At 66.7% G+C, this 13,435-nt stretch carries 14 protein-coding genes; 9 read left to right on the top strand and 5 right to left on the bottom strand.

The window, feature by feature from the left end:
• Position 1: 1 nt before the first annotated feature.
• A complete protein-coding gene (locus tag ACFTR6_RS07830) occupies positions 2–940 on the bottom strand; it encodes a LysR substrate-binding domain-containing protein (RefSeq protein ID WP_377957461.1) in 939 nt (312 codons plus the stop codon).
• Positions 941–1,181: 241 nt separating this feature from the next.
• Between ACFTR6_RS07830 and ACFTR6_RS07825 the strand changes: the two genes are divergently transcribed.
• From ACFTR6_RS07825 to ACFTR6_RS07810, 4 genes are all read left to right on the top strand, one after another.
• Positions 1,182–2,300, top strand: coding sequence for a PrpF domain-containing protein (locus ACFTR6_RS07825; protein WP_377957460.1), 1,119 nt, complete (start codon positions 1,182–1,184; stop codon positions 2,298–2,300).
• 29 nt (positions 2,301–2,329) lie between these two features.
• Positions 2,330–3,775 (top strand): SLC13 family permease, encoded by a 1,446-nt coding sequence (locus ACFTR6_RS07820; RefSeq protein ID WP_377957459.1) that lies wholly within the window; start codon positions 2,330–2,332, stop codon positions 3,773–3,775.
• Between the two features lie 422 nt (positions 3,776–4,197).
• Positions 4,198–5,145, top strand: coding sequence for a DUF1524 domain-containing protein (locus ACFTR6_RS07815; protein ID WP_377957458.1), 948 nt, complete (start codon positions 4,198–4,200; stop codon positions 5,143–5,145).
• Positions 5,146–5,174: 29 nt separating this feature from the next.
• The gene (locus ACFTR6_RS07810; protein ID WP_377957457.1) at positions 5,175–6,254 is read left to right on the top strand and encodes a hypothetical protein; all 1,080 of its coding nucleotides are present in this window, start codon (positions 5,175–5,177) and stop codon (positions 6,252–6,254) included.
• Between the two features lie 47 nt (positions 6,255–6,301).
• Here the strand turns inward: ACFTR6_RS07810 and ACFTR6_RS07805 are convergent, their stop codons facing one another.
• The 3 genes from ACFTR6_RS07805 to ACFTR6_RS07795 all read right to left on the bottom strand — a co-directional run bounded on the left by ACFTR6_RS07805 (position 6,302) and on the right by ACFTR6_RS07795 (position 8,283).
• Positions 6,302–7,102, bottom strand: coding sequence for a DUF2182 domain-containing protein (locus ACFTR6_RS07805; RefSeq protein ID WP_377957456.1), 801 nt, complete (start codon positions 7,100–7,102; stop codon positions 6,302–6,304).
• The gene (locus tag ACFTR6_RS07800; RefSeq protein ID WP_377957455.1) at positions 7,080–7,697 is read right to left on the bottom strand and encodes a DUF1326 domain-containing protein; all 618 of its coding nucleotides are present in this window, start codon (positions 7,695–7,697) and stop codon (positions 7,080–7,082) included. Before ACFTR6_RS07800 ends, ACFTR6_RS07805 begins: the two co-directional genes overlap by 23 nt.
• A 187-nt stretch (positions 7,698–7,884) precedes the next feature.
• A complete protein-coding gene (locus tag ACFTR6_RS07795; RefSeq protein ID WP_377957454.1) occupies positions 7,885–8,283 on the bottom strand; it encodes a DUF1304 domain-containing protein in 399 nt (132 codons plus the stop codon).
• A 201-nt stretch (positions 8,284–8,484) separates the two neighbouring features.
• Between ACFTR6_RS07795 and ACFTR6_RS07790 the strand changes: the two genes are divergently transcribed.
• From ACFTR6_RS07790 to ACFTR6_RS07770, 5 genes are all read left to right on the top strand, one after another.
• On the top strand, positions 8,485–9,522 hold the full coding sequence (locus tag ACFTR6_RS07790) for a helix-turn-helix transcriptional regulator (RefSeq protein ID WP_377957453.1): 1,038 nt from the start codon (positions 8,485–8,487) through the stop codon (positions 9,520–9,522).
• Positions 9,523–9,552: 30 nt separating this feature from the next.
• Entirely contained in the window at positions 9,553–10,371 is an 819-nt protein-coding gene (locus ACFTR6_RS07785) for a potassium channel family protein (RefSeq protein ID WP_377957452.1), read from the top strand.
• 9 nt (positions 10,372–10,380) lie between these two features.
• Complete coding sequence (locus ACFTR6_RS07780; RefSeq protein WP_076798614.1) at positions 10,381–11,244, top strand: sugar phosphate isomerase/epimerase; 864 nt, start codon at positions 10,381–10,383, stop codon at positions 11,242–11,244.
• Between the two features lie 143 nt (positions 11,245–11,387).
• Complete coding sequence (locus tag ACFTR6_RS07775) at positions 11,388–11,537, top strand: hypothetical protein (RefSeq protein WP_157365107.1); 150 nt, start codon at positions 11,388–11,390, stop codon at positions 11,535–11,537.
• A gap of 52 nt (positions 11,538–11,589) precedes the next feature.
• Entirely contained in the window at positions 11,590–12,540 is a 951-nt protein-coding gene (locus ACFTR6_RS07770; protein WP_087874480.1) for an SAM-dependent methyltransferase, read from the top strand.
• A 19-nt stretch (positions 12,541–12,559) separates the two neighbouring features.
• On the opposite strand, the gene ACFTR6_RS07765 is transcribed toward ACFTR6_RS07770, so the two are convergent.
• Positions 12,560–13,093: a flavodoxin domain-containing protein gene (locus ACFTR6_RS07765; protein WP_377957451.1), complete on the bottom strand. Its 534-nt coding sequence runs from the start codon at positions 13,091–13,093 to the stop codon at positions 12,560–12,562.
• Positions 13,094–13,435 lie beyond the last annotated feature (342 nt).

The raw sequence follows: 13,435 nt of genomic DNA, 5'->3' as shown, positions 1-13,435 counted from the left end.
TTTACAGGTAGTCACCGGACCGTTCGCGGGCAATCTCCAGCAGGGTGGAGTGGAAAGCGACCTCCGCCGGGGCGTAGACCTTGTCCTGGCGCTGGGCCAGCAGAACCCGACGCAGGGGGGCGGCGGAGCCCAGACTGACCACCCGGACGTCAGGGTGCTGCAGGGCCACGGCGGTCTTCGGCACCATGGCCACGCCCATCCCGACACTGACCATCGCCTGGGCTTCCTGGTAATCGTTGGCCAGGAAGCCGATCGTGGGTTCGAACCCTGCCTCATGGGCGGAGCGCTGCAGCACCTCCACCACCGGATGGGCCTCCGCCCGCACGATCCATGACTCCTTGCGGAGCTCTTCCATGCGGATCTCTTCGCGGTCAGCAAGCGGGTGCCCGCGGGACACCAGCAGGACGGTGCTTTCCTGGAAGACTTCCGTGATCCGGATGGAATCGTCGTGAAAGCGGTTCCAGGGGTAGTCCCAAAGCAGGCAAAGCCCGGTCACCCCGGACTGCAGGTCCGCTACTAGCTCATCAAAGCGTGCGCTCCGCAGGGACAGACCAATGGCCGGGTACCTCTTCTTGAAGGCACGGATAACAACCGGCAGGAATGATCCGGCGAGAGTCGGAAACGTCCCGACGGTCAGGGAGCCGCGCTTGAGTCCGGCGATCTGGTCCAGGTCGGCCTGGGCAGCCCGCATTTGCCCGACAATCTTGCGGGCATGGCCGGCGAGCACCTGCCCGGCTTCGGTGGGAACCACACCTCGCGAGCGGCGGTTGAGGAGGGGCTGGCCGACTTCCTGCTCGAGCTTGCGCAGCTGCTGCGAGACGGCGGAGGGCGTGTACAGCATCAGATCGGCAGCCGCGGTGATCGATCCCTGCTCGACAACCTCCACCAGCAGGGCCAGCCTCCGGATATCGAATAATTCCCGGGCTTTATCGTTAAGCATCCGTACACCCTTCTCCTTTAATGGTTCATTCTATGCAGGCAGCAGTGGTAGTGCAGGACCTGGGGACCCTCCGGGGTTTAGCAGGTTCAATCTGAAGTGGCATTCGTCGGCTCTACCTATGTGAATGAAGAAACACTACATAGGACAACAGAAATCCAACATTGTCTTCATTTGTGATCTGGCTCATTCTCGAATCAACCCCCTTGAACACGTCGGGGCGGAACAGAAGCAAGGACGGACCATGAAGATCGAAGCGGAGTGGATGCGCGGAGGCACCAGCAAATGCTGGGTGTTCGAAACGGAGCAGCTGGGTGAGACCGGAACGAGCCCGGATGTGCTGCTTCCCCGGCTGTTCGGCAGTCCCGACCACCGGCAGATCGACGGCGTGGGCGGGGCGACGTCCACCACCAGCAAGGCGATGATCCTTCACCGCCCCGCCGGCGAGGGTGTCGACGTCGAGTTCACTTTCGCCCAGGTGGGCATCGAAGAGGCCGCCGTGGACTGGGGCAGCAACTGCGGCAACTGCTCGGCCGTGGTGGGTCTTTACGCCATCGAAAAAGGCTGGGTGGTGCCCACCGGGGATGTCACCCGGATCATCACCCGGAACACCAACACCGGTCAGATCATCATCCAGCGGGTGTCCACGCCTTCCGGCGCGCTGCCGATCGTTCCGGAGGCGGAGATGCCGGGTGTTCCGTTCCCCGGATACCGGGTGGGCCTCGGCTTCCAAGACCCTGCCGGCAAAACCACCGGCAGGTTGCTTCCCACAGGATCGGCCGCGGACACGGTCACCGCAGACGGAACACCCTGGACTGTCTCCATGGTCGACGCCGGAGCGCCGGTGGCGATCCTGCGTGCTGAAGACCTTGGCCTTGACCCGGAGCGCTACGACAACTGGTTCGCCGGGGTTGAGCTGCAGCTGGAGACGCTGGAACACATCCGGCGCCAGGCCGCAGTACGCATGGGGCTCGCAGCGACTCCCGCCGAGGCGGCCCGTGCCGTCCCGAAGGTGGCGATCGTCGCTGCGCCGGCCCAGACCGACCCGGAAAGCGACGTGAGCGTCATGATGCTCTCGATGGGCAAGCCGCATCCGGCGCTGGCCATCACCGGAAGCATCGCGCTGACCCTGGCCGCCCGCACCCCGGGCACCGTACTGCACGACATCACCGGCGGCACGGTTCAGCCCACCCTGCGGCTGCGCACACCGGCCGGGGTCATCGAAACCTGGAGTGAGGAGCGGGACGGATCGCTGCTCGTCGGCGTCGACCGGACAGCCCGCACCCTCGCCACCACCACCATCCACCTCCCCGAGGCCCTCGGCAGCGCCGTCGACGCCTCCCTCGCCAGCGCCACCAATTGACCAGCGCCACTCAATGAGGAGACAGCATCATGACTAAAACGGCAGAACAAACCGCACCCCTGGATACGGACACCCGCGACGATCTCCCCCAACGCCCCGTCCGTCGACGCCGCATCCTGCTGATGACGGTGGTCGCCACGGCTATTCTGGGTCTGGCCGCCCTCCTGTTTGGGGGTGTCTTGTTCAACCCCGCGGCCGCCTCGGAATCGGAGCCGACCATGACCGCCACCCAGATCATCCCGCTCGTCATCCTCGTGGTGATGTTCGTCGTCGCCACCAAATGGCCACTGAACATCGGAGTGATGGGGCTGGTTGCGTCCTTCGGCGTCGGCTACTTCATGCTGGGAATGACAGACAAGCAAATCCTCGAGGAGTTTCCGGCCAGCATCGTCCTGACGATCATCGGCGTCACCTACTTCTTCAGCATGGCCCAAAGGAACGGGTCCATTGACATCATCGTCCAGGCCTGCGTGCGGCTGGTCAGGGGCAAAACCGCGCTCCTCCCGTGGGTGTTCTTCCTGATGGCTGCCGCCCTGACGGCACTGGGCACCTTCTCCCCCGCCGCCGTCGCACTGCTGGCCCCGGCCGCCCTCGGACTTGCCTACGAGTCACGCATCCACCCGGTGGTCATGGGGGCGTTCGTCATCAACGGAGCCCATGCCGGCGGCTTCTCGCCGCTCTCGGTCGCCGGGGTCCTGGTGCACGACATCGCCGGGAAGAACGGCTTCCCCATCTCCCAGGGCGTCCTTTTCTCGGCCAGCTTCGCCCTCAATTTCATCCTTTCAGCGCTGACCATCGTGCTGTTCGCCCTCCTGGGCAAGCTCCGCGAGAAGCACGCCAACGAGTACGTCGGTCTGGACACCCCTCGCATCGGACGGCCCCACGGCCAGCAGATCCTGACGCTGGCACTGATCGTCGCGATTCTCGTGTGCACCCTGGGCTTCCACATGCCCATCGGATTCGTCGCACTGTCCGCCGGCCTCCTCCTGGCCTTCGTGAACATCAAGGAACACAAGACGTTCATCGGCGGTGTTTCCTGGTCCACTGTCCTGCTGGTGGCGGGCATGATCACCTACGTCTCCCTGCTCCAGCACGTCGGCGTCATCGACACCCTCGCCGAGCAGGCCCTCGCACTGGGTGCACCGCTCCTGATCGCCCTCGTTCTCTGCTATGTCATCGGCGTCGGATCCGCCTTCGCGTCCTCCACCGCATTGCTGACCGCCTTCATCCCCATGGCCGGACCGCTGCTGGCCACCAGCACGCTGAGCGCTTCCGGAACCGTTGCGGCGCTTGCCATCGCGGCCACCGTGGTGGACGTCTCCCCGTTCTCCACCGACGGCGCCCTCGTCGTCGCCAACGCCCGGGACAACGACCGCCAGCGCGTCTACAAGCAGCTGATGATGTACGCCGGCGGAGTGGTCCTGGTGGCCCCGGCCCTGGCCTGGGCACTGCTGGTACCCACCGGCATCATGTGATCCGCCCCAGGCGGAACCCACAAGGGTTGCTGCCTGCCGGTGACCGCCGGCAGGCAGGATGCCGGATCCGCATCCGGCAGGCGGACGGGACCGCAACCCTGCATTCCCATCGCAACAGGTAGCCCGAAAGCCGGGCGCAGGAACGGACCCGTACGCACCAATGGCAGGGCGGCTTTCACAGCCGCCCTGCCTTTTGCGGTTCAAGCCACCAGGTGCCATGGATTCATTATTAAGGGCTATTGCAGCCAGCTGTGGCGGAGTAGGATCCGGGCACAATCATGACGCGCAAAGGGCCGGGCACTGCGATGAAGCGAGCTGTGAAGCACTGCACAACATTGGTAGCGGCCGGCCTCTTGGCGCTCTGCGGCAGCGGTGCTTCCAATCCAGCCGGGCAGTTTCCGGAGTCGGCCGGCAGTCAAAGCGTGGTCTCGCCGAACCGGTACCCCTTCGAGGGCGTGACCACGGGCAAGGCGCTGCTGAACACCCTGGTCCGGCAGGCACCGGAAGGTCCCGAATTCGATGAGTCCGCCTTCGAATACCCGACCGTCGGGCCCGACGGCTGCACCACCCGCGAACGGGTGATTATCGACGGGGCCAGCGAGAAAACGCTCGCTTCTCCCTGCACCGTGCGCTATCCGCAGTGGGTGTCCGTATGGGACGCGAACGTCCTGGTGGACCCGGATGATGTGGACGTTGCGCACATGGTCCCGCTGGAAGAAGCCTGGTACTCCGGGGCCTGGGCGTGGACCGCGAAACAGCGCCGCGACTTCGCCAACGACCTGTCCAACAGCTACTCCCTGAGGGTCCTGACCGCGAGCACGAACGCGGAGCGGGGGTCCTCAGACCCGGCCCGTTGGTGGCCAACAATTGACGGCTACCGCTGCAATTACGCCGCGGAATGGGTGTGGGTGAAAGCCCGGTGGAATCTCACCGTTGATTCCGCCGAGTACGAGGCGCTCATGACCGAGCTCGACGAGGCCGACTCTAACTATTGCCGCGACAAGCCCGTCTATGTCCCGGACCTCGGCCTGAGCCCTGGCCGAGGTCCGGCATCCATCATTGGAGGAATCGGCGCGCCGTCCGGCACGCTGTACAGCCTGGTGGGGGTGCAGGCCTACGACGCAAACCATGCACTGGTCCGGGAAACCCGCGTCCGGGTGGAGGGGAACTACGAACTGACCGGGCTGCCGCCAGGCAACTACACCGTCAAGTTCCTCGGCGGCAGTAGCGGCACATCGGACCAGTGGTACAGCGACCTGCCTGGCGGCCCGCGCACGGTGATCCCGCTGAAGGCCGGGAGCATCGCCAGCGGCATCACGGTGGGGATGATCGCCGCGCCGGGCTCAGAACCGCCGGTTCCAGCGCGGTGACAGAATAGGTTCCGTGGAGGTGGGCAACGATGCTCGAAACTGCGCGCAACACCAGGACAGATAACCGCCGCGACCTGGTCACCGAATTCCTGGGGCTGTGGCTGGTGCTGGCCGTTTTCCTCGACGGCTGGGCGCACATCAACCTGCCGGGCCTGGAGACGTTCTTCACGCCCTGGCACGCCGCCCTCTACTCCGGCATGCTGGCCACGGCGGCGTGGACCGCCGTCGTGATCGGGCGCAACCGGACTCCCGGGCAGCCGCTGCTGCAGGCAATCCCGCCGGGCTACCGCGGGACCGCGGCGGGCGTCATCCTGTTCGCCGCCGCCGGCGCCCTGGACCTGCTGTGGCACGAGATCCTGGGCATCGAGGTCTCGCTGGACGCCCTGGTCAGCCCCACGCACCTGCTCCTCGGCTTGAGCCAGTTCCTCATCCTCGGAACGGCCGTCCGGAACGCCCGTGCGGCCGGCAGGTCAGGGGAACTGAAGCACGCCGGAAACCGCAGCCTGACCCCGGCGGCGATTTTCGCCGTCGTCCTTATGACCGGGCTGGGGGCGTTCTTCCTGGTCTACTGCTCCGCGTTCGTCCGGCCGGGGCCGACGGCGCTGTTCGTGCCGGCGCCGGTGGGCACACCCGGCCGCATCCAGTCGGAACTGCCGGTGGTCATCACCCTGACGAGCTACTTCCTGACCACCGCGCTGATCATCGCGCCGTTCCTCTTCACGCTTTCGGCCGCCCGTCGCCCGGTCCGCGGCATCGTCACCCTGCTGGTGGTGGCGGCGTCGTGGCTGCCGGTGGTGATGGTGGGCCTGCACCCCTACTCGATTGCCGGCGCCGCGGGGGCGACCCTCGCCGCCGTCGTTGCCGATGTGCTGCTGGCCCGGGTGCCCGGCGCCTGGCTGGGCCGTCCGCTGCCCGCCGTCACCGCCGGCATTGCGGCGTTGCTGTGGACGGGCCAACTGGTGGCCTTCGCCGTGACGGATGCGATCCGCTGGCCGGTCTCGCTCTGGCTCGGCGCGGTGGTGCTGAGCGCCGCGGTGGCGGCGGGCCTCGCGTTGCTCAGTTCGTGGGGGCCGGTTCAGGCCCCCGGGACCGGCGCGTCCGGCGCCTGACGGCGCCGGTGGCGTCGTCAAGTGAGGCCCCGTCGTCAACTGAGGGCTTACATCATCATTCCCGGCGCCGCCGCCCCAGGCACCAGCACGATGCCCACTGCAATGAGCACCAGCGCCGCCGAGACGGACCGGTTGGCCAGCCGCTTCCACGGCAGCATCCTCTCCGCGGCGATGAACGCGCCTACCAGCGCCATCCATCCGATGCTCATCATGCCCAGCGCAAACAGCGCCACCATCAGCGCCCAGCAGCAGCCGACGCACCAGGCGCCGTGCTCCATTCCCATGCGCAGCGCCCCGCCGAGCCCCGGCCGCATCCGGTGCAGGATGAAGTCCAGCGGCGTGCGGCACTTGGTCAGGCAGGCGTTCTTCGCCGGGGTCAGCTGGTACACCGCCGCCGCCAGGATCACCCCGGCTGCGGCGTACCGTCCGCCGGCATCAGCGGCGAACGCCGCCGGCGCCAGCTGCAGAACGGCCTGGTAGAGCCCGTACGCCACAAGCCCGAACGCCGTCCAGGACAGCAGGTAGCCGGCCACGAACAGCGAGGTGGAACCCCGCGGGGCATATCGCCCGGTTTCCCGACGGCGGCGGCTGATTTTCGCGTACGCCGTCACCATGGGCGCCACCGACGGAAACATCATCGCGGCCAGCATCACCACCCAGGTGGTGAGGAAGAAGTCCAGCGGCCCGGGGTGGGTCCAGCCGCCCATGTCCATCCCGCTCATCCGCTCGGCGGTGAACCACCAGCCCGCCGCCGCGAGGATGAGCAGGACTGCGATCAGCCCGGCCTCCCGCGCGTCGATGGCGCGCAGGGTGTGCTGCCGGGGCTCAGGCGCGGCCTTTGGGTGCACCTTCAGCCATCTCGCTTGAGAAGGTGTAGTCCGCCGACTCAGCGTAGACCGACTGGTAATCGAGGCCGAAGAAGTCCGAGCCGCCCTTGCCCTTGCCGATCACGAACTCGGGGGCGAATCCGTACATCGCATTCTTGACGGTGGTGACTCCCCCGTCCGGGCCGGCGAGCGGTTCGATCGCCAGGTTGATGCGCCCGTCCACCGAAGCCGACGGTGTGTCGCTGTCGGTGAAGGTGACGTTCCCGCGCTCGACGCCGAGCCATTCGCCGTAGAGCGCGGCGAAGTCGGCAAACGGTCCGCCCTCGTCGCCATGGAGGATCCGCTCCAGGGCCTGCGCCTGACCGTCGGAGGCGCCGCTGTCGACGACGATGCCCACCTTCCAGTTGCCGGCGGTGAGGTTTGACGGGAAGAAGTTGCAGAAGGCGAAATCAACACCGGAAAGGTCGGTGTCATCGAGCCGGCCGCTGGCGATGTGGAAGACCGCCGCACCCCGGCATTCCCCGTTCTTACCGGTGGGTGGGCCGTCCATTGCGCAGGCGCAAATCAACTGGCAGTCGCAGTTGGCGACATATTTGCCCGAAATTTCCCATGACATTGAGGACTCTCCTTGCTGGCGCCGTTGCCAGGCAGAAGCGGCGATGGCGCCGAAACTACTGGAAAAACAGGGCGAAAGGGTCCTGCTAAGCAGGAGATTACTCAGCGCGGATTGCGTGTCAATAAGCTGTTGCTTCGGCCAAAACCGCCGGCCACCGGACCGTCCCAACGCCTGCTCAGAACGGTGGTCAGAACGCCAGGGCGACCAGCGCGATCAGGGCCGGCACGGTTGCGGCAAGGGTTCCCGGCACGCTGTCGCCCTTCTTCGGATAGTGCCCCAGCCAGTCCGCCAGCCCCATGGTGGCGCCGCTGAGCACCATGTTCGCGCAGCAGTAAATAACCAGCGTGTGCCCCACCGCCGTGTGCCCCATGTTCGCTGCCACCACCCCTGCGACCGCGCCGAGGCCGATGAGGAGGTTCCGGAACCCGGTGGGGATGGCCCACATCATCACCGCCGGGACGTTCTGCGCCGGCGTGCTCAGGAATTTCTGCACCGCGGGATGGCGCATGAGGAAGCTCTCCAGCGGGAACACCAGAATGTAGATGAGCGCCGAGAGCAGCGCGAAGACCTGCGCCGCGGCGTTCATGGCCTGTTCCTGGTGATGTACGGACTGAAGCGGAGCATGTTCGCCTCCCGGCTGGTGCTGGACGCCAGGCTTGGCGCCTCTGAACAAAAAGTACGACGGCGGTGCGAGGGCTTCCCATCCCCGGCGCCGGGGTTTGGGCTGCTGGCCGATATCCCCCGGGAAGGGGATTGCGCCGGTGCGGGCCGAACGGATACTGGACGTATGTGGGAGGAACGCGCGGAGCGCGTCCGGCGTGAGATTGCGGCGCTGGCCGCCAGCGGTTTGGGCGTGAGCGAACTGCATGCCGCGGCACAGGCTGCGGTGCAGCAGTCAGTGCCTTTCGAGCAGGCCTGCTGGGCCGGCGTCGACCCCGGCACAATGGCGATGACGTCTGTGACCAACTGGCACGAGTGGCCGGTGCCGGAGGAGTACGCGCTCCGGTTCGCCGAGTCCGAGTACACGGGCTCGGAACCGAACACGTTCGCCCAGCTGGTTCTCCGCCCGCGTCCGGTGGCCCGGATCTCCGACGCCGCGCACCGGGACGTGGTCCGGAGCGTACGCCTCAACGACCTGCTGCGGCCGCAGGGCCTGGAGCATGAACTGCGCGCGGCCTTCCGGGTGGACGAGGCCTGCTGGGGTGTGGGCAGCCTGTTCCGCGGGCAGGGCCAGGACTTCACCGACCGCGAGGTGGAGTTCCTCGGTGCGCTCACCGCAACCCTGGCCGCGGCCAGCCGGATTGCGGTGCGGGCCGGACACCGGGCACAGCGGAGTGCTGAGGGTCCGGTGATCGTGCTGGTGGGGCCGCATGGCGAGCTGCGCGCGGGCACCTCGGCGGCGGCTTCCTGGCTGGCGGAGCTTGAGGACGCGGCGCCGGGCCGGTTCAGCATGGTCCTGTACGGCGTGGTGGCGGGAGCCAGGGCGGCGCCCTCCGGCACGGCGCGCGGGAGGATGCGCGACGCCGGCAACAACTGGGTGGTGCTGCAGGCCAGCCGCCTCATCACCGGGGACGACCCCGGGCAGATGGTTGTCACGGTGGAACCGCTCACCACGCATGACCTGGTGAGCCTGCTGCTCGCCGCGTACGGCGCCACCGCCCGCGAGCGCGATGTGTGTTTGGAGGTCATCGCCGGGGCGACGACGGCGGAGATGGCCAGCCGCCTGTTCATCTCGCCCTACACGGTGCATGACCACCTGAAGTCGCTGTTCGAGAAGGTGGGCGTGGGCAGCCGCGGGGAGCTGGTGGCGAAGCTGCTTGCCTGAGTCCTCTTTGGGTCCGGTGCCCGGGGCGGCGTGCCGGAATTCGAAGATGAGGCCATGGACTTCTGGGACGTCTTGTGGACCCGTGACGGGGCCGGGCTGATCCTGCTGATGCTCGTCGACGTCTTCTACACGCTGCTTTGCCCGCACGGTTCCGGCCCGGTGTGCAGGACCATCATGCGCGGCTGCTGGCATCTGTCCAAGCTGTCCCGCGGCGGCGCCTCGTCGATCGCGGCTCCCGTGGCCATGGCATCCGTCATCGGCGCCTGGGCCACCATGGCTGTCCTGGGATGGGCGCTGCTCTACCTCCCGCATCTGCCGGAGCATTTCATCTACGGTGACGGCGTTCCCCGGCAGGCCGATTTCCTCGAAGCCGTATACGTCTCCATGGTGACTCTATCCACCGTCGGGTTCGGGGAGGTCGTGGCAGGCCATCCCCTGCTCAGGCTCGTCTCCGCGGCCCAGGCAGTCACCGGGTTCGGCCTGCTGACGGCCACCGTCTCCTGGATCCTCCAGATGTATCCCGCCCTGAACCGCCGCCGCGCCCTGGCCGCCACGGTCACCTACGCCCAGGAACTTGCTTCGGAAGCCAAGGCCAGCGACCACCCCGATCTGCAGTTTGCCGGGCGGATGCTGGAGGCCGTGCTCGAGGATCTCGCCAGGGATCTGCAGGGCAGGTTCGGGCATGCCGGGACCACATCGTCCGAGGTGTTCGAACACTATTCCACGCACCACAGGCACCGCCGGGACGGGGAGTCGAATACCCGCCAGCTAAGTCCATTGACACCCTTCATATGTACTGACAAACTAACAAAGCTGCGACGCCTCGCGCACCTGGTCACGCACTCCTGAAGGGTAAACATGAAGATCTCCATGAATTCGACGGCGGCGTTCCACGGGACCACCATCCGGGACATTGCGGTGGCCAAGGCGGCCGGTTATGACGCCGTCGAACTCCAGACGCCCAAGCTGTTCCGGTTCCTCGACGCCGGCTACACGGGACATGATCTGGTGCCGCTGCTGGACGGATTCCCGGTCTCGGGTGTCGGCGCCATCCAGGAGGCCCCGGACGAGCAGTTCAAGCGCGACGCCATCCGGCTGTCCGAGGTCGCAAGCATCGTCGGAGCCCCGTTCGTGCAGATGTGCACCGGCCCGGTGGACGTGCGGGTGGTGAAGGAGTTCCGCGCCGGCTCACTCGGCGACGATGACCTGCGCTTCCGCGGTGCCCTGGGCATGGCCGACAAGGAAGCGCTCGCCGAGACCGCACAGCGGGTCGCCCTGGCCGCGGACATCGCCGCCGACCACGGCGTCAGCCTCTACCTGGAGCCGCTGGCCTGGTCGCCTATAAACCGCCTCAGCCAGGCACTGCAGATTTTCGAAGCCATCGACCGCCCCAACGCGAAGCTGTGCGTCGACTTCTGGCACTTCTGGGCCTCCGGCGACACCCCCGAGGACATCGCTGCCTTGCCGGCGGACCTGATCGCGGCCGTCCACGTGTGCGACGGCCTGCACGTGCCCCCGGGTGAGATCCCTGACCAGTCAATCTCCCGGAACGTCTGGACGGGTGCAGGCAACATCCCGCTGCAGGAGTGGATCGACGCGTGCAAGGCCACCGGCTACGACGGCTGGTACTGCCCGGAAATCTTCTGCGACAAGGTGGCCGAACTCGAGGACACCTTGGTTGCCTCCACGCTGCGCAACACGGTCCGGATGCTTTTGGCCTGACCATTCTGCAAGGGTTCTGCATTGCCGTGTGAGTAGACGGATACAAAAGCGAAACGTTGGATCGACGCCACGAAACATGCCGTGGCTACGCTAATTCCTACCTAAGAGCGGTTCATCCGCAGGTCACTTGAAAGGAACTAGCCATGCTTTGGAATACCTTGAACCTGTTTTTTACCGCGCGCATTGACGGCAACTCCTCTTATGCGGAAGCCGGACCGAGTAGTGATTTTCCGCAGGGCAAGCTCACTTCCGCGCCTTGGGAAGGTTGGTGGGACAGCGCCACGCAGGCCTGACGGGCCGGCGGAGTAAGCTCGCCAACACGGTCCGGCAGGCGGAAGGGCAACCATGGCAGAGCTCGGCAGCAGCGCAGCACTCGAGGACGAGGGGCTGCCGCTGACGGCACTTGCGGTGGCTGCGGGCCGTGCCGTCGAAACGTCGCGGCCCGACCCGCTCGTGAGCGATCCCTTCGCTTCAGCCCTGGTGGTGGCCGCCCGCTCCCACCTGGACCTGCCCACGCTCTGGCCCGCCGACCCGGCGGCCGCTCCTCCGCTGCAGCAGCCGCTCCTGCTGGCATCCGTCTACATCGGGATGCGGACCAGGTTCATCGACGATTTCCTGCAGTCTGGATCACCTCCGGCGCAGACCGTGGTTCTCGGCGCGGGCCTCGACACCCGGGCCTTCCGGCTTGAGTGGCCGGCGGGGTCCAGGATCATTGAGGTCGACAACGCCAACGTCCTGGAATTCAAGTCACACGTGCTGGCCCGCCTTTCCGCGCAGCCTGCATGCGATCTGATCTCCCTGCCCGCCGATCTCTCCCTGCCGTGGCGGGAGCCGCTTCTGGCCGCCGGCTTTGATCAGCAGGAGCCCGCCACCTGGGTTCTTGAGGGCCTCCTGCCGTACCTCGACGCCGCCGCCCAACATGCGGTGCTGGGGGAGGTTGCAGCCTTGTCGGCGCCGCGGTCCCGGGCTGTGATCGAGCGGGCCGTGCCCCTGCCGAAGACTGACGACATCGAGGCCAAGCTGCGCGAGTTCAGTGAGCAGACGGGCCTGCCGATGAGTCAGTTGCTGGCGCGGGCTGATCCGCCGGACCCCGTTGAGTTGCTTGAAGCAGCCGGCTGGCGCTGCACCGGGCACAGCGTGGCGGACCTGTGTTCGAGATACGGCAGGGTGCTGTCGCTGGATCCCGCCGTTGGCTCCGCAGATGGTGTTCGCGAGACAGGGCAGTCCGGCTCGGCTCCGGATCCCCAGGGCCAGGACCAGTCCCGGGGCGGCTTCGTGACCGCCTGGCTGCCGTAGCCCGCGCTGCTTTGCCGGGTCATGCCTCAGGGCGGTGCGATGCGGGTTTGGCGAGTTCAGCTGTGATCCCGTCCGTCCAGTCATCGATGGCCGCCCAGTCGCGCAGATCCCCGAACCGGCCGCCGGCGAGGCGGAACAGTGCCCGGAGCGGGGCCGACAACTGGCTTGCCTCGTAGACACCCGAAAACAGACCGTGGCCGCGAAGCGGAACTGCCTGGAACTGCGTTTGTTCCAGGCGCTGCTGCTGCAGGACCGCGCCACGACCCCGGAACAGTTTCGGCAGACCCTCGGACATCCCCACACTGAAGGCCCAAACAGGCCGTTTGGCCAACTCGGGTCCATGCTGTGCGAGGAATTCCAGGGCTGGGGGCAGCCACGCCTGGTTATGGATGGCGCTGCCGACCACGACTGCTCCGTAGCCGGAGACGGAATCGACCTCGTCCACGGACCGGCACTCGACGCCGACCCGTGCAGCCTCCATGCGTGAGGCAATGTGTTGGGCTATCTCGCGGGTGGAACCCAGCGCACTTGCATAGGCAACAAGAACAGTCATGGCGGGCCTCCTGCTTCTCCTACCCCCATTGTGATTGGAAGATGCGCCGGCAGGAACCGGACATTGGCCCCTCGATGCAGTTAACCTCGCCGCCACCTTCCCGCAGGCGGCAGGCCACCTGGCCTCCCTAGGGTGAACGGGTCGGCGGCTCAGCGCCGACCACCGATTTCCGGGAGGAACCAAAACCATGCGCAAAGTCCTGACCGCAGCGGCCGCCCCGGCCATCTAGGCCAATGGCCCTCCGTCATATCCCGCCTCGAACGAGGCCTGATCCGCAATGATGACCTCGCGACGACATACCGGCAATGGCTGACCCAGCAATCCACGCAAGATGAGAGCTAA

The sequence above is a fragment of the Arthrobacter sp. NPDC057009 genome (assembly GCF_042673905.1).
In the GTDB taxonomy this organism is placed as follows: Bacteria; Actinomycetota; Actinomycetes; order Actinomycetales; family Micrococcaceae; genus Arthrobacter.
The sequence above is the reverse complement of the archived record's forward strand: the minus strand, read 5'-3'. Positions and strand labels throughout refer to the sequence as shown.